General features: G+C 59.2%; 14 protein-coding genes, 11 tRNA genes and 1 rRNA gene. 25 read left to right on the top strand and 1 reads right to left on the bottom strand.

From position 1 onward, the window contains the following. The first annotated feature begins 9 nt into the window (after positions 1–9). The 19 genes from rrf (at position 10) to glmS (ending at position 12,602) form a co-directional block, all read left to right on the top strand. A 5S ribosomal RNA gene (gene rrf / locus FTE24_RS17680) occupies positions 10–126 on the top strand. Between the two features lie 31 nt (positions 127–157). Next, a tRNA-Asn gene (locus tag FTE24_RS17675) sits at positions 158–233 on the top strand. 3 nt (positions 234–236) lie between these two features. Next, positions 237–310: transfer RNA gene (locus tag FTE24_RS17670), tRNA-Thr, on the top strand. An 8-nt stretch (positions 311–318) separates the two neighbouring features. After that, positions 319–390, top strand: a tRNA-Glu gene (locus FTE24_RS17665). Between the two features lie 7 nt (positions 391–397). Then, a tRNA-Val gene (locus FTE24_RS17660) sits at positions 398–473 on the top strand. Positions 474–488: 15 nt separating this feature from the next. Next, positions 489–563: transfer RNA gene (locus FTE24_RS17655), tRNA-Gln, on the top strand. Positions 564–568: 5 nt separating this feature from the next. Then, positions 569–644 (top strand) — tRNA-Lys (locus FTE24_RS17650). 19 nt (positions 645–663) lie between these two features. After that, positions 664–745, top strand: a tRNA-Leu gene (locus tag FTE24_RS17645). A 13-nt stretch (positions 746–758) separates the two neighbouring features. After that, positions 759–833, top strand: a tRNA-Gly gene (locus FTE24_RS17640). Positions 834–841: 8 nt separating this feature from the next. Continuing rightward, positions 842–918 (top strand) — tRNA-Arg (locus FTE24_RS17635). A 17-nt stretch (positions 919–935) separates the two neighbouring features. Further along, positions 936–1,009, top strand: a tRNA-Pro gene (locus FTE24_RS17630). An 8-nt stretch (positions 1,010–1,017) separates the two neighbouring features. Further along, a tRNA-Gly gene (locus FTE24_RS17625) sits at positions 1,018–1,091 on the top strand. A 303-nt stretch (positions 1,092–1,394) separates the two neighbouring features. After that, entirely contained in the window at positions 1,395–4,190 is a 2,796-nt protein-coding gene (gene ppc / locus FTE24_RS17620; RefSeq protein ID WP_150235342.1) for a phosphoenolpyruvate carboxylase, read from the top strand. 379 nt (positions 4,191–4,569) lie between these two features. Beyond that, positions 4,570–5,139: an RNA polymerase sigma factor SigW gene (gene sigW, locus FTE24_RS17615; protein ID WP_141447261.1), complete on the top strand. Its 570-nt coding sequence runs from the start codon at positions 4,570–4,572 to the stop codon at positions 5,137–5,139. A gap of 191 nt (positions 5,140–5,330) precedes the next feature. Continuing rightward, positions 5,331–5,951 carry a zf-HC2 domain-containing protein gene (locus tag FTE24_RS17610; RefSeq protein WP_141447260.1) on the top strand — a complete coding sequence of 207 codons (621 nt, stop codon included), beginning with the start codon at positions 5,331–5,333 and terminating at the stop codon, positions 5,949–5,951. Positions 5,952–6,247: 296 nt separating this feature from the next. After that, positions 6,248–7,081 carry a diadenylate cyclase CdaA gene (cdaA, locus tag FTE24_RS17605; RefSeq protein ID WP_150235344.1) on the top strand — a complete coding sequence of 278 codons (834 nt, stop codon included), beginning with the start codon at positions 6,248–6,250 and terminating at the stop codon, positions 7,079–7,081. Continuing rightward, positions 7,074–8,651: a CdaR family protein gene (locus FTE24_RS17600; RefSeq protein ID WP_150235346.1), complete on the top strand. Its 1,578-nt coding sequence runs from the start codon at positions 7,074–7,076 to the stop codon at positions 8,649–8,651. Before cdaA ends, FTE24_RS17600 begins: the two co-directional genes overlap by 8 nt. 141 nt (positions 8,652–8,792) lie before the next feature. Beyond that, entirely contained in the window at positions 8,793–10,133 is a 1,341-nt protein-coding gene (glmM, locus tag FTE24_RS17595) for a phosphoglucosamine mutase (RefSeq protein ID WP_150235348.1), read from the top strand. Between the two features lie 636 nt (positions 10,134–10,769). Continuing rightward, on the top strand, positions 10,770–12,602 hold the full coding sequence (gene glmS / locus FTE24_RS17590) for a glutamine--fructose-6-phosphate transaminase (isomerizing) (RefSeq protein ID WP_150235350.1): 1,833 nt from the start codon (positions 10,770–10,772) through the stop codon (positions 12,600–12,602). 140 nt (positions 12,603–12,742) lie between these two features. On the opposite strand, the gene FTE24_RS17585 is transcribed toward glmS, so the two are convergent. Further along, positions 12,743–13,153 carry a MerR family transcriptional regulator gene (locus FTE24_RS17585; RefSeq protein WP_150235352.1) on the bottom strand — a complete coding sequence of 137 codons (411 nt, stop codon included), beginning with the start codon at positions 13,151–13,153 and terminating at the stop codon, positions 12,743–12,745. Positions 13,154–13,345: 192 nt separating this feature from the next. On the opposite strand from FTE24_RS17585, the gene FTE24_RS17580 reads away from it, so the two are divergent. The 6 genes from FTE24_RS17580 to mmuM all read left to right on the top strand — a co-directional run bounded on the left by FTE24_RS17580 (position 13,346) and on the right by mmuM (position 20,310). Next, positions 13,346–14,386, top strand: coding sequence for an NAD(P)-dependent alcohol dehydrogenase (locus FTE24_RS17580; protein WP_150235354.1), 1,041 nt, complete (start codon positions 13,346–13,348; stop codon positions 14,384–14,386). A 163-nt stretch (positions 14,387–14,549) separates the two neighbouring features. Continuing rightward, positions 14,550–15,743 carry an SGNH/GDSL hydrolase family protein gene (locus FTE24_RS17575; protein WP_150235356.1) on the top strand — a complete coding sequence of 398 codons (1,194 nt, stop codon included), beginning with the start codon at positions 14,550–14,552 and terminating at the stop codon, positions 15,741–15,743. 201 nt (positions 15,744–15,944) lie between these two features. Then, entirely contained in the window at positions 15,945–16,691 is a 747-nt protein-coding gene (map, locus tag FTE24_RS17570) for a type I methionyl aminopeptidase (RefSeq protein ID WP_150235359.1), read from the top strand. A gap of 8 nt (positions 16,692–16,699) precedes the next feature. After that, complete coding sequence (locus FTE24_RS17565; RefSeq protein ID WP_150235361.1) at positions 16,700–17,737, top strand: alpha/beta hydrolase; 1,038 nt, start codon at positions 16,700–16,702, stop codon at positions 17,735–17,737. Between the two features lie 186 nt (positions 17,738–17,923). Beyond that, complete coding sequence (gene mmuP / locus FTE24_RS17560) at positions 17,924–19,318, top strand: S-methylmethionine permease (RefSeq protein WP_150235363.1); 1,395 nt, start codon at positions 17,924–17,926, stop codon at positions 19,316–19,318. Further along, complete coding sequence (gene mmuM / locus FTE24_RS17555; RefSeq protein WP_150235365.1) at positions 19,315–20,310, top strand: homocysteine S-methyltransferase; 996 nt, start codon at positions 19,315–19,317, stop codon at positions 20,308–20,310. Before mmuP ends, mmuM begins: the two co-directional genes overlap by 4 nt. Positions 20,311–20,363 lie beyond the last annotated feature (53 nt).

Below are 20,363 nucleotides of genomic sequence, written 5' to 3'. Positions count from 1 at the left end.
AAGCCTAGGTTTGGTGGTGATGGCAGAGGGGTTCCACACGTTCCCATCTCGAACACGACCGTTAAGCCCTCTAGCGCCGATGGTACTTGGACCGCAGGGTCCTGGGAGAGTAGGAAGCCGCCAAGCCGTTCGCGACTCCTCTGGAGTCGCACAATTTTCCCTGATAGCTCAGTTGGTAGAGCACTCGACTGTTAATCGAGTTGTCACAGGTTCGAGTCCTGTTCGGGGAGCCATTTGCTCTCATAGCTCAGTTAGGTAGAGTGCATCCATGGTAAGGATGAGGTCACCGGTTCGAGCCCGGTTGAGAGCTTGTTACAAGGCCCGTTGGTCAAGGGGTTAAGACACCTCCCTTTCACGGAGGTAACAGGGGTTCGAATCCCCTACGGGTCATACATATGGAGGCTTAGCTCAGCTGGGAGAGCATCTGCCTTACAAGCAGAGGGTCGGGGGTTCGAGCCCCTCAGCCTCCACCATATGTACTCTCTTGTTGGGGGTTAGCCAAGCGGTAAGGCAACGGACTTTGACTCCGTCACGCATAGGTTCAAATCCTATACCCCCAGCCATTTGAGAGCCATTAGCTCAGTTGGTAGAGCACCTGACTTTTAATCAGGGTGTCGAAGGTTCGAGTCCTTCATGGCTCACCATTTACACCATTCGTACTTTGCGCGTGTGGCGGAATTGGCAGACGCACTAGACTTAGGATCTAGCGTCTTACGACGTGGGGGTTCAAGTCCCTCCACGCGCATTATCGTGTTTTTGCGGACGTGGCTCAGCGGTAGAGCATCGCCTTGCCAAGGCGAGGGTCGCGGGTTCGATTCCCGTCGTCCGCTCCATATTTTTTGCGCCCTTAGCTCAGCTGGATAGAGCGTTTGACTACGAATCAAAAGGCCGGGAGTTCGAATCTCTCAGGGCGCGCCATTTTTACAAATCAATAACGGGATGTAGCTCAGCTTGGTAGAGCACCTGGTTTGGGACCAGGGGGTCGCATGTTCAAATCGTGTCATCCCGATTGTTTTTGCGGGTGTAGTTCAATGGTAGAACTCCAGCCTTCCAAGCTGGTAGCGTGGGTTCGATTCCCATCACCCGCTCCATTTCTAAAAAGCAGAGACCGGAAGCGGTCTTTTTTGTTATATTCCCGGCGTTCTCTGTGGACGCCATTTTGTTGTATACATTCGCTTTTGCTCTGCGCAGTTTTAAAGCGGGAATTCTGTATTCCATACATAGGTTTCACCCGCTTTCATTCATAAATCAAGTTCCTGTTTCAGCTGATTGTTACTCGAAATACCCGGTCGCTTTTTCGCTATAAAGTGAAGATTTATCAAATGAATTGTTGTATGATGTGATGAAGATGTCATATCGGCAAGCATGCGATGCAGACAGATAGGAGGAGTAAAATGACTGAACTGATGGTAACCGCAAGCAAAGGCAGTTCCAACAATCTGCTCAGACGCGATGTGCGGTTCCTGGGAAATATTCTTGGTGAAGTGCTCGTTCATCACAGCGGACAAGAACTCCTGGATAAAGTTGAGAAAATTCGCGAACTGAGCAAATCGCTTCGCGCTATCTATTTGCCCGACCTGCACGAAGAGTTCAAACGGGAAATTTACTCGCTCGATCCGGAGATCCGACATCAGGTGATTCGGGCTTTCGCCATTTATTTTCAACTCGTCAACATTGCGGAGCAAAATCACCGTATTCGCAGAAAACGGGATTACGAGCGTTCTGCCGGCGAAGCCGCGCAGCCGGGCTCGATCGAGACCTCGGTTCAGCAGTTGAAAGAACAGAACTTCTCCTATGAAGACGTACAGGCTTTTTTGCAAAACCTGTCGCTTGAACTTGTCATGACGGCGCATCCGACAGAAGCGGTCCGCCGGGTCATTCTGGACATTCACAAACGCATCGCAGCGGACGTGATGAAGCTGGACGATCCTTCGCTGACGTTCCGCGAACGCGAACAGCTGCGCGAGAAACTGCTGAACGAAGTCATTACGCTGTGGCAGACCGACGAGCTGCGCGACCGCAAACCGACCGTGCTCGACGAAGTCAGAAACGGCATGTATTATTTCCACGAGACGCTGTTCCACGTGCTGCCGGACGTATACGGAGAACTGGAACGCTGTCTGGACATCTACTATCCGGGTCATGACTGGCATGTGCCGAACTATTTGCGCTTCGGTTCCTGGATCGGCGGGGACCGGGACGGCAATCCTTCCGTAACGGCGAACGTCACGTGGCAGACGCTCCAGATGCAGCGCAAGCTGGCTATTCGCGAATACCACGCCATTCTGGTGGAACTTATCCATATGCTCAGCTTCAGCGGCAGTATCGTGAACGTCACGGACGAGCTGCTGGAGTCGATCGAACGCGACCGCGAGACGGTCACGGTGGAAGCCAAAGCGAATTGGCATAACGATAACGAACCTTACCGCGTCAAGCTGACTTATATGATCCGCAAGCTGGACAACGTGTTGGACGAAGATAAAAAAGGACAGCCCGACCGGTATGCGGACCCGTCCGAGCTGATCGAGGAACTCAAGATCATCGACCGGAGTCTGCGCTATCACCATGCCGACTACGTGGCCGACAGCGCGATCAAGAAGCTCGTTCGACAGGTCGAACTGTTCGGCTTCCATACGGCTTCGCTCGATATTCGCCAGCACAGCCAGGAACACGAGAAAGCGATGACCGAGATTCTTCACAGCATGAACATCGTCTCCAACTATCCGGAACTGTCGGAAGACGACAAGGTCAAGCTGCTCGTCGGCCTGCTCGAAGATCCGAGACCGCTCACTACGCCGTACCAGACGTACAGCGACGGAACCGAAGAATGCCTGCAGGTATACCGCACCGTGTTCGAGGCCCAGAACGAATTCGGCCGCAACTGTATCGGCAGCTATCTGATCAGCATGGCAGAAGCTTCCAGCGACATTCTGGAAGTCATGGTCTTCGCCAAAGAAGTCGGGCTGTTCCGCAAGCATTCGGACGGCACGGTCGTCTGCACGCTGCAAGCGGTACCGCTGTTCGAGACGATCGGCGACCTGCAAGCCGCAAGCGGTATCATGAAGCGGCTGTTCGATATTCCGATCTACCGCGAAGCGGTCAAAGCAAGGAACGATCAGCAGGAAATCATGCTCGGTTATTCCGACAGCAGCAAAGACGGCGGCGTGGTCGCCGCCAACTGGGAACTGCGCGTGGCGCTGAACGAAATTACCGAGATGGCGTCTTCGTACGACGTCAAGCTCAAGTTTTTCCACGGCCGCGGAGGTGCGCTTGGCCGCGGGGGCATGCCGCTTAACCGCAGCATTCTGGCCCAGCCGCCGCATACGGTCGGCGCCGGCATCAAGATTACCGAGCAGGGCGAAGTGCTGTCTTCGCGCTATTCGCTTCGGGGCATTGCCTACCGCAGTCTTGAGCAGGCCACTTCGGCGCTGCTCACGTCTGCGGTCGCCGCGACGGATACCTCTTATATGGAGGAAGAGCGCCAGTGGGAAGACATTGCCCGCAACATTTCCGAAGCTTCGCTGAATAAATACCAGGATCTGATCTTCCGCGATCCGGATTTCCTGTCCTTCTTCAAGGAAGCAACGCCGCTGTCCGAAATCGGCGAACTGAATATCGGGTCCCGTCCTTCGAAACGCAAAAACAGCGACCGGTTCGAAGATCTCCGCGCTATTCCGTGGGTGTTCGCCTGGACGCAGGGACGTTACCTCGTGCCGGCCTGGTACGCGGCGGGAACAGGCATCCAGAGCTTCTACCAAGGCAAAGCGGAAAATCTGGAAGTGCTGAAAAAGATGTACGCCAGCTTCCCGTTCTTCACGTCGCTGATCGATTCGCTGCAAATGGCGATCGCCAAAGCGGACTTGGTCATCGCCAAGGAATACGCTTCGATGTACGGGGACGAAGAAAGCCGTACCCGAATCTTCGGCTTGATCGAGGAAGAGTTCAAGCTGACGAAGCAGCTCATTCTCGATATTACCGGCCAACAGGAGATTCTCGATAACGTACCGGTTATCCAGGAGTCGATTCGTCTGCGGAACCCTTACGTGGACCCGCTCAGCTATTTGCAGGTGCAGTTGCTGAACGAACTTCGCACGCTGCGCGATTCCGCGGAACCGGAAGACCAGGAGATGCTGCGCGAAGTGCTGCTGACGATCAACGGTATTGCCGCCGGATTGCGGAACACGGGCTGATCGACGGTCCGCTTCCCGTTTGTGGCAGGCATGTCTCACGAAAAACCGCGTCCTTTCATACGGAAAGACGCGGTTTTTTCGTTCGATTTTCCGGAAAAAGAAAAAGATCGGGGATTGTTGCCGAACGCTGTCAAGGGTTGGAAGAAGTTACAGCAGCAGTGTTGCTTTTTGACGCCGCATGAATTACGATTTGAACATACGCATAAAACGGCAATTCCGCGTGGTTTGCGCTGCGGTTCGGACAAGAACGAGCCAGGCGGCGCACCGCGTCGGGACGTCGGAAGGAATGCTTGCCTTCAGTTGGTAAGGGAACCCCGGAAACGGAGCGACAGGGCGCTTCAGGTTCCCGATTCAGCAGGCTTAGTCTGGGGGAGACACGGTGGACAATCTGGAAACGAGATTGGTGAAGCTTGCGCTCAAAGGTGACCAGAGGGCTTTTGCCGAAATCGTTGATCTCTATAAAGATCGAATTTTTCATCTCGCCTATCGCATGCTGAGTAATCGGCATGAAGCGGAAGATGTCGTGCAGGAGACGTTTCTGCGCGTGTACCGCAATCTGGATCGGTACGATCCCGGTCAGAAGTTCTCGACCTGGATATACCGGATCGGCACCAACCTGAGCATTGACCGTCTCAGAAAAAGAAAACCTACATATTCGCTCGACGCGGAGATCGGCGATCAGGACGGCGCCGACGGCTACGCCCTTATTCCGGGCGATAACCGCACGCCGGAGACCGAATACATGATCTCCGAGACGCGAACGACGATTCACGAAGCGATCGACGGGCTGCCTCCGAAGTACAAGACGGTAATGATTTTGCGCTATTTGCAGGAACTGTCTCTTCAGGAGATCAGCGAAGTGCTCGACATGCCCGTCACGACCATCAAGACCCGCGTGCACCGGGGACGGGAATTTTTACGAAAAAAACTGGAATCGCCGCAGCGCTGAGCGATTTCGGTTTTTTTATGCCCCGAAACCGCGAAATTTTACGAAAACCTGAACAAGATTTAATAAAATCGGATTAAAGTCCGATTTTGTCGTTTCGAATTGAAACTATCGCCGATCGAAGGCGTATTAAGTAGGGCATAATAAGGCCCATCACCAATTTCACCGAGTTTTCACGAAAGGATATGGCTCATATGGAATGCAAACAAGCCGTCTCGTTTATGCACGATTATCTGGATGGAGACCTGCCTTCGGAGCAGGCGCGCGAATTACAAAGTCACCTAGACGCCTGTCCGGAATGCCGATCGGCTTTTCGAAGTCTCGAAGAGACGGAGATGATGCTGTTTGCCGCAAACCGCAAAACGGAGTCCGTCGCGTTGTCCGAGGACGCAACCGATCGCATCATGAGCTTTCTTCCTCAGCCCAAAAAGCACAGTCCCGTATGGAACTGGGTGCGCAGGCATCCGGCTCTGACCGCGGCTGCCGCCTTTATCCTTATTATGCTGGGCACATCGATCGGATTCTGGAACGCGGATACGCAGCTTGTCGTCAAAGGCAGCGATCTCAATCGCGTTCAGGTGGAAGGTAACACCGTGATCGTTCCGGAAGGGACGGTCGTGACCGGGGATCTGACCGTTGAACGCGGCGAACTGAAGATCTACGGCGATGTAGAAGGAAACGTGACGGTAATCGACGGTTCCGCTTACCAGGCTTCGACGGCTCACGTCGCGGGCCAGGTGAAAGATATCAACCAAGCTTTCGACTGGGTATGGTACAAGCTCGGGAATATCTTTTCGGAAGTCGCTTACCGGTAAAGGGTCGGCCGCCGCGATCGTGCGGACATCGGTTCGAAAGACCGCCGGAATCCGGCCGGCGCACGGAATTCCGCTTATCTCGCAGTAGAAGCGCGGCGCCTTCGCCCTTATCGGGCGGCGGCGCCTTTTTTGCCTCGCGCAGCATCGGCTTGCAACAAAAGCATGAACGTTATAACCTATAGATATCAATCCGAACTACAATCCGAACCGGCAGTCGGTTCCGAAGCTTGGACGGCCGGCGGACATACATAGATGCCAGCAGCCTGAGGAAGACGGAGATAACGGGGGCTTGGGTCATGATGGATTATTTTACGAACACGGCTTGGACAGATCGGGTCAAAGACGTCGCGGACGTTTTGATCGTTACTTATATTGTGTATCAATTGATTTTGCTCGTGCGGGGAACCCGGGCGGTACAGCTGCTCAAAGGAATTCTCGTGCTGGTCATCATCTGGGCGATCAGCAGTTGGCTCGACCTGTACACGCTGAAATGGCTGATGGACCGCATGTTTACGTTCGGGGTCGTCGCCATCTTCATCATCTTCCAGCCGGAACTTCGCCGTGGGCTGGAGCAGATCGGACGCGGCAAGTTCGTGGGCAGGAGCAGCGCGGACGAAGCCGAGATCGGTCAGATGATCGGCGAATTGATGAAATCGGTCGCTTATTTGTCCCGGCGCAAAATCGGGGCTTTGATCGTGTTCGAGCGCAATACCGGACTTAACGAATATACGGAATCGGGCATCCCGATGAAGTCCGTCGTGACGTCGGAGCTGTTGATCAATATTTTTACGCCGAATACGCCTTTGCATGACGGAGCCGTTATTATTCAGGAACGCACGCTGTCCGCGGCGGCCTGTTATCTGCCCCTGTCCGAAAATCCGTTTATCAGCAAAGAACTCGGAACGAGGCACCGCGCGGCGATCGGAATCAGCGAAGTGGCGGATTCCGTGTCCGTCATCGTATCCGAAGAAACGGGACAAGTCTCGCTTGCCCTGGACGGAAAAGTCGTCCGCGATATCAGCGAAGAAGCGCTGGTCTCGAAACTTTACGAGCTGTTGAAGCCGAATCCGTCCGTCAAGGACAAGAAGAGCCTGTTCTCGAGAAAGAAAGGGGACGAGCCGAATGGATAAGTGGTTGGCCAACAATACCGCTGCCAAAATTATCGCGCTGGCCGTAGCCTTGATTCTGTGGGCCATCGTTCATGTCGATACGGATACGCCGACCATTACGCGCAATACCCAGGGGAATCAGACGATAGCCAATCTGTCGATCGAACCTTACGGGCTCGACGATGCCAAATACGTCATGCAGTCCGTCGTGCCGCAGCGAATCAGCGTCGAAGTGTCCGGCCAGCGCTCGCAAATCACTTCGCTGCTGCCGAGCACCGAATATCAGGTGAAAATGGATTTGAGCCGGGTGACCGAACCCGGGCAGTATACCGTACCGCTGCAGTTCGATCCGCCGGCCGGCGTGGAACTGCTGTCGATCGAACCGTCCCGGGTGACGGTGACGATCGAAGAGAAAGTGACGCAGGAATTCAATGCGGTCATCCTGACGACCGGCGTGCCGGAGAACGGGTTCACGGAACTCGATCCCGTCTTCGCGGAAGGCAGCGCCGTGCAGGTGACGCTTCCTTCGAGCCAGATCAAGCAGGTTCAGAAGATTCAGGGCGAGATGAGCGTGGACGGGGCAAGCGACAATATCTCCGGCCGCGTCAAGCTGGTCGCCTACTCGAACAACGGCGAAGTGCTGGACGACGCCGTCATCAATCCATCGTCCCTCAAGGTGCAGATTCCGATCTCGTCCAACGTCTCTTCCCTGTCGTCGAAGACGCTGCCGCTCAACGTGAGTTACAGCGGCGAACTGCCCGACGGGCTGATCTTGTCGGGCGTCGAGGCCGGCGCGCAGCAGGTGACGCTGTACGGTCCCGACAGCGTGCTGCAGCGGCTGGACAGCTATCCGCCCGTGACGCTCGATCTGGGCGAAGTCAAAGCGGAAGGATCTACCCGCTACAAGGAAGCTCTCGCCGCGCCCGAAGGGATCGAGCGTATCGAGCCGTCTTCCGTCGAGTTCACGGTGAACGTCGTGCCTTACGAGCAGCGGACCATCGAGAACGTGCCGGTGACCTTGACCGGGCAGCCGAGCGGAGCCGAAGCGAAGATTACCGATCCGTCCTCCGGCAAGATGAATGTCACGATCGAAGGCGCGCCGGATCGCCTGTCCACAATCACGGCGGGCGATATACGGCTGACCGCCGATCTGAGCGGCCTGCAGGCCGGTTCGCACAAGGTGCAGCTGAAGGTCGAGCTGCCGGATTACATCCGCGCGGGCGGCGCTTCGGCGCCGTCGGTGACGGTCGAGATCGGCGAGGCGTCCGAAGACGCCGCGGCCGAGCCGCCGGCGGATACCGAACCGGAACCGGCTCCGGACGCGGCGACGCCTTCGGCGCCGGGCACGACGGAAGAAGAACCTGCGCCGGAACCTGCCGCGCCGGACGATCCGGCCGTCGTGCCCGAACCTTCGGACGGCGGCGGGACGACTGCGCCGGAGCCTGCGGCTCCCGAAGAAGAGACGCCTCCGGCCGTCGAGGAGACGCCCGATTCGGGTCAAGCCGAACCGGGCGATCCTGCCGTGCCGGGAAGCGAGAATCCAACGCCCGACACCGGCGAGGAACCGAGCGGCGGAACTTCTTCGCCCTAAATCGAAAGTCAGACAGATTGAACCATCATCATATTCGAATACGTCGCATCGGGGTCTTGATCGGTCCGCATTTTACGGCAACCTAAAATACGGTGGATACGGCCCGCACGTTTTTGAAATAAAAGGAGAACGAGAATCGATATGGGAAAGTATTTTGGAACAGACGGCGTACGCGGGGTAGCGAATAAGGAATTGACGGCGGAATTGGCGTACAAAGTCGGCCGCTGCGGCGGCTATGTGCTGGCAGGCAAAGTGGAGAAACCGACCGTACTGATCGGCATGGATACGCGGATCTCCGGCTTGATGCTGGAATCGGCATTGATTGCCGGCCTGCTGTCGATCGGCGCGAACGTCGTCCGTCTCGGCGTCGTCTCGACGCCGGCGGTCGCTTACCTGACCCGCACGCTGAAGGCGGACGCGGGAGTCATGATCTCGGCTTCGCATAATCCGGTCGAAGACAACGGCATCAAGTTTTTCGGCGGCGACGGCTTCAAGCTGTCCGACGAGACGGAACTGCGTATCGAAGCGCTGATGGATGCCGAGACCGACGAACTGCCCCGCCCGGTAGGCGCGGCTCTCGGTACGGTCGTGAACGACGAAGAGTCCAAGTTCGTCTACCTCGATTACCTGAAGACGACCGTGCAGCAGTCGTTCCGCGGTATCAAGGTCGTGCTGGACTGCGCGCACGGCTCCGCGTACGAACTGGCTCCCCGCCTGTTCCGCGAACTCGGCGCGGAAGTGATCGCAATGGGCGCCGAGCCGAACGGCCTCAATATCAACGACGGCGTCGGCTCTACCCATCCGGAGACGCTGCGCGAAGAAGTGCTGAAGCACGGCGCGCAGATCGGCCTTGCTTTTGACGGCGATGCCGATCGCCTGATCGCGATCGACGACCAAGGCGAAGTCGTGGACGGCGACTTCATCCTGTGCATTTGCGGCGACGCGATGAACCGCGCCGGCAAACTGAACGGCAGCACGATCGTGACGACGGTCATGAGCAATATCGGCTTCTACAAAGCGACCGAGAAGCTTGGCCTGAGCACGCTCAAAACGGCGGTCGGCGACCGCTACGTCATGGAAGAGATGCGCAAAGGCGGCTACAACCTGGGCGGCGAACAGTCCGGCCACGTGATCTTCCTCGATCACAACACGACGGGCGACGGCATGCTGACCGCTATTCAGCTCGTCGATACGCTTGCCGCTTCCGGCAAGCCGCTGAGCGAAGTCAAAACGATGATGCGCCAATACCCGCAGCTGCTGGTCAACGTTCGCGTGCAGGACAAACGCAACTACGAAGGCAACCGGGCGATTCTGGCCGCCGTCGAAGCGGTGGAACAGGAGCTCGGCAGCGAAGGCCGGGTGCTCGTGCGTCCGTCCGGCACCGAAGCGCTGATCCGCGTCATGGCCGAAGGCCCGGACAAAGACCAGCTGGACCGCGTCGTCGGACAGATCGCCGACGTCGTGCGCAGCGAGCTCGTCTAAGCCGCCGTTTGAGCGCTCGCAAACGCGCGAGTTGTAAAGCGGGGTCGAATATCATATAATGTTGAAGTGCCCGCTTGCGTTCAGGCGGGCCTTTTTATATTTTCGCGGCCAGGACTCCGTACAAAGTCCGACTTTGAGACAGAAAGCGAGGATCGTGAGGTAGGGATTCAACAAGCGCCAGAGCTTGGCCGCCGGACCGGAACGCCGAAGGACGACAGTCCGACGGGGATGCGCGGCTCAAGCTGACGAGGTGGAGGTGTTCGAAATATTCGGCGGGGACCTCCCGGTACTGCATCACACCGTAAGCGAATTTCGAAAAACGGACAGGCGACTGGCCGCACAAACGAGTTCGCGGATGCTCCATCATCGGGCTTTTCGTAGGGAAGACAAGAACGCGAGAGCTTACGCAGCCGAAAATCGACGCGCAGCGGCCGCATTTTTCGGTATGCTGATTTTGAAAAAGCCTTCTGTCCGAAGGGCGAAGTCCGCCTTCCGGACCGGATTTAACGATTCCGATTTTGGCGCGCCTGATGCGCCATACCGTTTTCTTTTCAAAAAAATAGCTCTGCCCGCGTTCCCTCGACCGCTCGAATGCCGATGATCCAACCCAAATCATGAGCGGAGGAACAATATATTATGTGTGGAATCGTAGGTTATATCGGAGCAAGAAATACGCAGGACGTCCTGATCGAAGGTCTCTCGAAGCTTGAATACCGCGGGTACGACTCGGCGGGTATCGCCGTATACACGGACGGAGGCCTGCGGGTCACCAAAGCGCTCGGACGCCTGGTCAACCTGGAGAACAAGCTCGAAAGCGCGCCGCTGACCGGTTCGGTCGGCATCGGTCACACCCGTTGGGCGACGCACGGCAAGCCTTCGGACGTGAACTCCCACCCGCACACGGACGCTACGCAGAAATTCTCGGTCGTGCATAACGGCATCATCGAGAACTACCTGGAACTCAAGGACGAGCTGATCGCAAGCGGCGTCGAATTCGTCTCCGAGACGGATACCGAAGTCATCTCCCACCTGGTGGCGCGCGAATACGACGGCAACATCGTGGAAGCCGTTCAGAAAGCGATCAAGCATCTGCGCGGCGCGTTCGCGCTCGGCGTATTGACCGAATACGAACCGGACCGCATCGTAGCGGTTCGCCAAGCGAGCCCGTTGATCATCGGAATCGGCGAGAACGAAAACTTCATCGGTTCGGACATCCCGGCCATCCTGAAGTATACGCGCAACGTCTTCATTCTGAACGACGGCGAAATGGCGCTTCTGACGCGCGACAGCGTGCAGCTGATGACGATCGAAGGCAACGCCATTACCCGGGAAATGACGTACATCGAGTGGGATGCCGTAACGGCCGAAAAAGGCGGCTACGAGCATTTCATGCACAAAGAAATTCACGAACAGCCTAGAGCTTACCAGGATACGATGCGCGGACGCGTGGACGAAACCGGCAAAAAAGTCGTGCTGCCGGACTTCCACATGACGGACGAGCAGATCAAAAACATCCGCAACATCCAGATCATCGCCTGCGGCACGGCTTACCACGCGGGTCTGGTCGGACGCACCGTTATCGAACGCCTCGTACGCATTCCGGTCGAGACGGACGTCGCTTCCGAATACCGTTACCGCGCGCCGATCATCACGCCGGAGACGCTCGTGATCGTCGTCAGCCAATCGGGCGAAACGGCGGATACGCTGGCGGCTCTGCGCGAAGCGCACGCCAACGGCGCGCACGTGCTCGCAATCACGAATGTGGTCGGCAGCTCGATCGCACGCGACGCGGACGACGTGATCGCAACGCTGGCCGGACCGGAAATCGCCGTGGCTTCGACCAAGGCGTACACGTCGCAGCTGATCGCGTTCTACCTGCTCGGTCTGTACTTCGCGCAGGTGCGCGGCACGCAGACGGAAGCCCAGGTCGCCGAGACGCTTGCGGCCATGCAGGCTCTGCCGGAGCAGGTCGAGTCGATTCTGGCCCGCGAAGGCGAAGCGAAAGTGCATGCGGAGAACTTCTCGGACCAGAAGCACCTGTTCTTCATCGGACGCGGCCTCGATTATGCGGCAGCCCAGGAAGGCTCGCTGAAGCTCAAAGAAATCTCGTACATTCATTCCGAAGCTTACGCGGCGGGCGAACTGAAGCACGGGACGCTTGCCCTGATCGAAGACGGCGTGCCGGTCATCGCGCTGGCGACCGAACAGGCGCTGATCGAGAAAACGGTCAGCAACATCAAGGAAGTCAAAGCGCGCGGCGGCGTCGTGCTGACGATCTGCTACGAAGAAGACGCGCAGGAACTCATGAAGTCGGTCGATTCGGTATTCACCATTCCGAAGACGCTGCCGCTTCTGACCGCTTCCCTGTCCGTCGTGGCGCTCCAGCTGCTGTCGTACTACGCTTCGCTGTCTCTCGGCCTGGACGTGGACAAACCTCGTAACCTCGCGAAAAGCGTAACGGTTGAGTAAACCAAACGCGGCTTGACGCAAGGAAGAACGGAATTTTGCCTATCAAAAAGACGACCTCGGTAATCGCCGGGTCGTCTTTTTTGGCGTTGGAACGCATTAACGGGAACGTGGAACGGTGGCTTGAACAGAACGGTTCTTTTTTACGGAGTCGGGGAGATCGCTTTTTCTTTGTGCACGCTTTCCGTGCCGGCGGCCAAAGCCGCTTCGTAGTAGTCGCACTTGTGCCGGATCACTTTCATCGTCTCGACCAATTCCGCCATATGGGCTTCCACGACGGCTTTGCGTTCTTCGAACATGTCACGCCGCTGCCGGAGCGTCGAATCGCCGTCGGAACACCAGTCGATAAACGTCTTGATTTCCTTGATCGGCATGCCTGTCGCTTTGAGACATTCAATGATTTTGAGGGAGGCGATATCGGTGTCCTTGAAAAAGCGGGTGCCGCTTGCGCTGCGTTCCAAAAACGGCAGCAGCCCTTCCTTGTCGTAGTAACGCAGGGCGTAGGGAGTCAGGTTCAACAGTTGGGCGGCCTCGCTGATCGAATAAGAGGTCATGGTCATTCTCCTGTTCTATAAGGATAGACTTCGAGTTAACTCTAGGTTGGGTCTGATCGAAATCTTATCATCGGCATGATCGGCTGTCAAAAGTAAGGTGCCTTTGCGAAAATAGAACTTGACTTAGAGTTAACTGTAAGGCTTAGCATGGGAAAAGAACGAACACATCTTTGAACTTACAGGAGGTTTTTTATGATAACCGCTCAAGCAAAAGCTGTGCACGGCGCGGACCAGTCGTTTAAGAGCACGGAAATCGAACGCCGGGATCTGAAAGCCCAGGATATCTTGATCGAGATCAAATACGCGGGCATCTGCCATTCCGATATTCATAGCGCCCGCGGCGAATGGGGACCGGTGCAGTATCCGTTCGTGCCGGGACACGAAATTGCGGGCATCGTCTCGCAGGTCGGACCGGAAGTGACGAAATATGCGGTCGGCGACCGCGTCGGCGTCGGCTGCATGGTCGATTCGTGCGGCAAATGCGTACACTGCCACGACGGCGAAGAGCAGTACTGCCTCGAAGGCATGACCGGCACGTACGGTTCGGTCGACCGTTACGGCCAGTATACGCAGGGCGGCTATGCCACCCATATCGTCGTGACGCAGGATTTCGTCGTACGCATTCCGGACGCGCTGGAGCTTGACGCCGCCGCTCCGCTGCTGTGCGCCGGTATTACGACGTATTCCCCGCTGCGCCACTGGGGAGCGGCTCCGGGCCAGAAAATCGCGGTCGTGGGCCTTGGCGGCCTCGGACATATGGCGGTCAAACTGGCTCATGCGATGGGCGCCGAAGTGACGGTGCTGTCGCAATCGCTGAAAAAGAAAGAAGACGGCCTCAAACTCGGCGCGAGCCACTACTATGCGACGAGCGACGAAGAGACGTTCAAGACGCTCGCCGGTTCGTTCGACCTGATCATCAATACGGTAAGCGCCAAAATCGACATCAACGCCTATCTGTCGCTGCTGGCGGTAGACGGCACGCTGGTTAACGTCGGCGCTCCTTCGGAACCGCTGCCGGTTCAGGTGTTCTCGCTGATTCCGCAGCGCCGTTCGTTCGCGGGTTCGTCGATCGGCGGCATTCGCGAAACGCAGGAAATGCTGGACTTCTGCGCCGAGCACGGCATTCAGCCGGAAATCGAAGTCATCTCGGCCGACCGGATCGACGAAGCGTGGGAACGCGTTATGGCTTCCGACGTCAAATACAGATTCGTGATCGACATTTCGACGCTGTAAACAGCGGCAAGCCCGGCAGCCTTTCGCGCTGCCGGGCTTTTTTGGCATGCAGGCCGTTATAATAAAGCTGAAATCCAAATGTAAAGCGGGTATAATGAAACGGGCATAGGATTTACAAAATAACCCAGTAACCAACCTCATATCGCACAAAGGAGCGACCCGATTGAACATCAGCAAGTCCTCTGCACGCAAACGCCGATTCCGATCGGGCGTCCGCGACGCCGTGCGTCCGTCCGCTTGGTTGACAGCCGCTGATGCTCGTCCGCAGCCCGGCGGGAGCCGGACCGGAGCGCACCGGATGCCGGGCGGACGGTTCTGGCTCGTCCTGCTGTTAGTGGCGGCGACCGTCCTGATGGCGGCGCCCGCGACGGGACGGATGAACGTCGGCCTGACGCCGATCGGTCCGGACGATCCCCATATCCGGTATACCGGCCGTTGGGACACTTCCGATGCTGTCGCCTACCGGGGGTATTGGTCGGGGACGTCGCTTACGACCGGCTTTACCGGAACCGGCGTCCGGCTGCGGCTCGGCTATACGGCGCCGCCCGCCGGCTCCGATCTGTTCGTGTCGATCGACGACGGACCTTACAATTTGTACAAAAATGCTTCCGGCATCGTCAACCTGACGCCCGAGCGGCTGCCGGGCGGCGAGCATACGCTGACGGTGGTGACGCGCAATATCCGCGACGTCGCCGTGTTCAAAGGGCTGCTGCTGGACGAAGGCGCCCGGACGTTCGCGCCGCCCGAACGCGGGCGCCTGATCGAGTTTGTGGGCGATTCGATTACGGTCGGTTACAAAACGCCGAACGTCTCGATCGAATCGTACGCCTGGATGGCGGGCGAACGGCTGGAGGCGGACCATACGCAGATCGCCTATACGGGCATCTGCCTGACCGACGGCGTCTCCTGCAACGGCCTGCCGCCCCGCGGCATGAGCGAGCAGTATTTCAAGCTGCAGCCGCTCGATTACGCCGATTCGCCGGCATGGAACGTCCGGACGGCCGCGCAGCCGGACGCCGTCGTGCTCAACCTCGGCACGAACGACGCGCGGGCGAAGATCGGCGGCGCCGCATTCCGCAAAGCTTACGTGCGCTTTCTTGAGCGGCTGCGCGGCGCCTATCCGGCGGCGCAAATCTTCGTCATCCGGCCGCTGAACGGCTATATGGCCGAAGAAGCGCAGGAAGCGGCCCTGATCCGCCAGAAAAGGGGCGACGCACGTCTGCATGTGATCGCGACGGACGGCTGGCTGACGGCGGATACGGGCGACTATACCGACGCGCTGCATCCTTCGGTGCAGGGCAACGAGAAGATGGCCGACCGTCTCGTGCCGGAGCTTGGGCGTGTCATGGGCTGGTAAACGGGCTTGGGGAAAAGGGTTCGGGAACCTTTCCCCAAGCCTTTTTTGCCGGGAAGGAAGAAAGAGGCGCTTAGCGGTGGTATAATAGCGGATACCGTCGTATTCGGGCAGAACGTGCCCGCTGCGCGGCCGAGCCGCGATTTGCGGCGGGGAATTCGCTCGAAGGCCGCGCACCCAACTTACATCCAAAGGAGAACAACCATGATAGCCAAAACGGAACAGGACATCGAAGGATTGAAAAAAATCGGACGGATCGTCGCGTTGATTCGCGACGAACTGAAACAAATGACCAAGCCCGGCCTGCGCACGATCGATCTGGATCGCCGCGCCGCCGAACTGCTCGAAGAACACGGGGCGATCTCGGCTCCGAAATCGACCTACGATTTCCCGGGATACACGTGCATCAGCGTGAACGAAGAAGTCGCGCACGGCATTCCGGGCGAACGCGTCATTCAGGAAGGCGACCTCGTGAACGTGGACGTGTCCGCTTCCTGCGACGGCTACTTCGCGGATACGGGCGTCTCGTTCGTCGTCGGCGAAGGCGATCCGCGCCTGGTCAAGCTGTGCGAGGCTTCGGTCGAAGCGTTCGAAGCGGGAGCGGCGAAGATCAAAGCCGGCTCCAAGCGCAACAATGCCGGCAAAGCGTCCTACAACGTGGCGCGCCGCCACGGCTTCAACATCATCGAGACGCTGACCGGACACGGGATCGGCACTTCGCTGCACGACGAGCCGGAGTACATCCTGAGCTACTTCGATCCGACCGATACGGATCTGTGGAAAGAAGGCTCCGTCATCGCGTTTGAACCGTTCGTGTCGACGAACGCCCGAGAAGTGTTCGAAGACGCGAACGACGGTTGGACGCTCCGCGCGGACGACGGCAGTTTCGTCGCCCAATACGAACATACGATGATCATCACCAAGGGCGCGCCGATCATCCTGACGAAGTAGGGGCCGGCATGGAGATCATGACGGCAACCCGCCTGTTCAACGAAGCGCTGCGTCTGCGCGAGGCGTCCGGTGCGGAAGCCGCTTACTGCTTCGTGCGCGAACAGGCCGGCAGCGACCGGCAGTCCGGGCAGGCCGATGCCCGGCAGATGAACCTGCTGTACGCGCTGGCCGCCGCTGCCGGCCGCGCGGACGAAGCGTTCGCGCTGCTGCGCGAAGCGGTCGAAGCGCGCGGCTTCTGGTATCCGGCGGACTACCTGCTGGAAGACGGGGATCTGGACGCGCTGCGCGGGCGCGAAGGCTTCGCCGAGCTTGCGGAGCTGTGCGCGCGGCGCGAAGCGGCGGCGCTGGAAGACGCGGCGCCGGCGCTTGCGGTGCTGGAGCCGGAGCCGGGAGCGCCGGCTTACCCGGCCGAAGCCGCTGCTCCGGCCGCCAGCGAGGCGGCTTCGGCGGCGGAAGGGCAGGCAGCCCCTCACGGGCCGCTGCTGCTCGTGCTGCACGGCGACCAGGAGAACGAACGCGATGCCGAGCCGTTCTGGAGCCCCGCGCTTGCGGCCGGCTGGACGGTCGGGCTCGTGCGTTCGTCGCAGATTCGCTTCCACGATACGTTCGGCTGGGACGATATCGACCTGGGCGCGGCCGAGCTGCGCGAGCATCTGCTTGCGCTGCGCGGGGAAGACGCCGGGCAGGGCGGCGCGCCGGTCGTGCTAGGCGCTTTTTCCGCGGGGGCGGAAGTGGCGCTGAATGCGCTGCTGCACGACGAGTTTCCGGCGGACGGCTACGTGTTCGCCGCACCGTGGCTGGACGACCCGGACGAATGGGCGCAGGCGCTGGACCGGCTGGAAAGCCGGACGCCGCGCGGCGTCTGGATCGCGGGCGAACTCGACGCAGAAGGCCGGGCAGGCGCCGAGCGGATCTCCGCCGCGCTGCGCGAAGCGGGACTTGAAGCCCGGTTCGAAGTCGCGGCCGGCACGGGGCACGATTACCCGGCCGACTTCGGCGAACGCCTGATTGCGGCGCTTGAGTGGATCGACGGTTCAATGCGGTGAAGAACCAAAATAAAGATTGACACGGCAAGGGAGCTCCCGGTATATTGGGATGAAAATCTTGGGTTCCGGCGCAGATCTTCGAAGGGCTACAGGGTTTGAAGACCTGTCCCGACAACCAGGGGTTCACAAGGCGTCTTCAATACGAAGACGCCTCTTTTGCGTGCGGACCGAAAGGAGCAAATACGGATGGATCAAAAAAACGGCGGGAATTTTCAGCGGAAAATGGAAGTTCGGCACGTCGTCATGCTCTCGCTCGGCGGCGTGATCGGAACGGGGCTGTTCCTGAGCTCGGGGTATACGATCCAGCAGGCCGGGCCTGTCGGAACGATTCTGTCGTACGCGGTCGGCGCGATCGCCGTCTACCTGGTCATGCTCTGCCTCGGCGAGCTGGCCGTGCAGATGCCGGAGACCGGCGCGTTTCACAGCTATGCCGCCAAATATATCGGACCCGCCACCGGATACACGGTCGCCTGGCTGTACTGGCTGACCTGGACCGTGGCGCTCGGTTCGGAATTTACCGCGGCGGGACTGCTGATGCAGCGCTGGTTCCCGGACATCAACGTCTGGATCTGGAGCGCGCTGTTCGCGGCGCTGATCTTCGGTCTGAACGCGCTGACCGTGCGGCTGTTCGCGGAGTCGGAGTTCTGGTTCTCGCTCGTCAAAGTGCTGACGATCGTGGCCTTCATCCTGATCGGCGCGGCGGCCGTGTTCGGCATCATGCCGATGGAAGGGCGCGAGACCGCGCCGCTGCTGTCGAACCTGACAGCGGACGGCTGGTTCCCGAACGGGGCGAGCGCGATTCTGCTGACGATGCTGGCCGTCAATTTCGCTTTTTCCGGCACGGAGCTGATCGGGATCGCGGCGGGGGAGACGGTCGATCCGGCCCGCACTATTCCGAAAGCGATCAAGACGACGCTCGTGCGCCTGATCCTGTTCTTTATCGGCACGATCGTCATCTTGTCGGCGCTGCTGCCGATGAACGAAGCCGGCGTGCTGGAGAGTCCGTTCGTGGCCGTGCTCGACCGGATCGGTATTCCTTACGCGGCGGACGTCATGAACTTCGTTATTTTGACAGCCATTTTGTCCGCGGCGAATTCCGGTCTGTACGCGTCTTCGCGCATGCTCTGGTCGCTGGCGGACAAAGGCACGATCCTGCGTTCGCTGGCCCGTCTGAACAAGCGCGGCATCCCGTTTAACGCGCTGCTGCTGAGTATGGCCGGAGGCGCGTTGGCGCTGCTGTCGAGCATCATCGCGCCGGGAACGGTCTATATCGCGCTCGTCTCGATCTCGGGCCTTGCGGTAGTCGTCGTCTGGATGAGCATCAGCGCTTCGCAGTTCATGTTCCGCCGAGCTTACCTCAAAGCCGGGCATTCGGTTGGCGATCTCGGCTTCCGCACCCCGCTGTACCCGTTCGTGCCGATCGCTTCGTTCCTGCTGTGCCTGCTGTCGTGTATCGGCATCGCGTTCGATCCGACGCAGCGCGTCGCGCTGTACTTCGGCGTTCCGTTTATTCTGCTGTGTTACGCGGCTTATTACCTGACCGCCCGCACCGGGCGGCCCGAAGGAGAGAAACAGTCATGAACGAAGATTCGCAAAAAGAGCCTAATCAAAACGACCCGGCCGGAGCGCCCCGCCAAGATCCGATCGCGGACCTGCTGAGCCGGCATCCGGTCTTGATCCTCGACGGAGCGATGGCGACGGAACTTGAAGGCCGCGGCTGCGACCTCGACGATCCGCTCTGGTCGGCCCGCGTGCTGCTGGAGCATCCCGGGCATATCCGGGACGTCCATGCCGATTATTTCCGCGCCGGCGCGGACTGCGCCATTACGGCGAGCTACCAGGCGACGGTGGAAGGCTTCGCGGCGAGAGGAATCGGGGAAGAGGAGGCGCTTCGGCTGATCCGCCTGACGGTGGAACTTGCGGCGCAGGCGCGCGACGAGTTCTGGGCCGGCGGCGAACATGGCGATCGGCCCAAGCCGATCGTGGCCGCTTCGGTCGGTCCGTACGGCGCTTATCTGGCGGACGGCTCGGAGTACGTCGGCCATTACGGGGTGAGCGACGAGCGCCTGGCGCAGTTTCATCGGCCGCGCATGCGCGCGCTGATCGAAGCGGGCGCCGACCTGCTCGCGTTCGAGACGATTCCGTCGCTGCAGGAAGCGCTCGTGCTCGCCGATCTGCTGGAAGAGTTCCCGGGGACGTTCGCGTGGATGTCGTTCTCGCTGCAAAACGGCCGCCAGATCAGCGAAGGCACGCCGCTCGAACAGTGCGCGCTTGCGCTTGCGCTGCGGGCGGGCATCGCCGCGATCGGCGTCAACTGCGCGCCCTCTTCGGCAGCGGCCGAAGCGGTTGCCGTGCTCGCCGCGCATACGTCCAAGCCGGTGCTCGTCTACCCGAACTCCGGCGAGTCGTACGACGCCTCGACGAAGACGTGGCACGGCGGCGAGTCCGCGGCCTGCGGCGACATGGCCGACTCGGCGCGCGCCTGGCACGCCGCCGGCGCCCGGCTGATCGGCGGCTGCTGCCGCACGACGCCGGAGCAGATCGCGCGGATCGCGTCGGTCTGGCGCGCTTAGCCTTCATAGCGCCAAACGCGCCGAACGTTCCGCTGCACCGCCCGCCGAACGTC

It is taken from the genome of Saccharibacillus sp. WB 17, from assembly GCF_008634075.2.
GTDB classification, from domain to species: Bacteria; Bacillota; Bacilli; order Paenibacillales; family Paenibacillaceae; genus Saccharibacillus; species Saccharibacillus brassicae.
The sequence above is the reverse complement of the archived record's forward strand: the minus strand, read 5'-3'. Positions and strand labels throughout refer to the sequence as shown.

What these genes read in the sequence shown, in the direction of transcription:
- glmM (WP_150235348.1), top strand. Translation starts at nt 8,793, where the DNA reads ATGGGAAAGTATTTTGGAACAGACGGCGTACGCGGGGTAGCGAATAAG.
- map (WP_150235359.1), top strand. Translation starts at nt 15,945, where the DNA reads ATGATAGCCAAAACGGAACAGGACATCGAAGGATTGAAAAAAATCGGA.
- FTE24_RS17600 (WP_150235346.1), top strand. Translation starts at nt 7,074, where the DNA reads ATGGATAAGTGGTTGGCCAACAATACCGCTGCCAAAATTATCGCGCTG.
- FTE24_RS17585 (WP_150235352.1), bottom strand. Translation starts at nt 13,153, where the DNA reads ATGACCTCTTATTCGATCAGCGAGGCCGCCCAACTGTTGAACCTGACT.
- cdaA (WP_150235344.1), top strand. Translation starts at nt 6,248, where the DNA reads ATGATGGATTATTTTACGAACACGGCTTGGACAGATCGGGTCAAAGAC.
- FTE24_RS17580 (WP_150235354.1), top strand. Translation starts at nt 13,346, where the DNA reads ATGATAACCGCTCAAGCAAAAGCTGTGCACGGCGCGGACCAGTCGTTT.
- mmuP (WP_150235363.1), top strand. Translation starts at nt 17,924, where the DNA reads ATGGATCAAAAAAACGGCGGGAATTTTCAGCGGAAAATGGAAGTTCGG.
- FTE24_RS17565 (WP_150235361.1), top strand. Translation starts at nt 16,700, where the DNA reads ATGGAGATCATGACGGCAACCCGCCTGTTCAACGAAGCGCTGCGTCTG.
- mmuM (WP_150235365.1), top strand. Translation starts at nt 19,315, where the DNA reads ATGAACGAAGATTCGCAAAAAGAGCCTAATCAAAACGACCCGGCCGGA.
- ppc (WP_150235342.1), top strand. Translation starts at nt 1,395, where the DNA reads ATGACTGAACTGATGGTAACCGCAAGCAAAGGCAGTTCCAACAATCTG.
- glmS (WP_150235350.1), top strand. Translation starts at nt 10,770, where the DNA reads ATGTGTGGAATCGTAGGTTATATCGGAGCAAGAAATACGCAGGACGTC.
- FTE24_RS17610 (WP_141447260.1), top strand. Translation starts at nt 5,331, where the DNA reads ATGGAATGCAAACAAGCCGTCTCGTTTATGCACGATTATCTGGATGGA.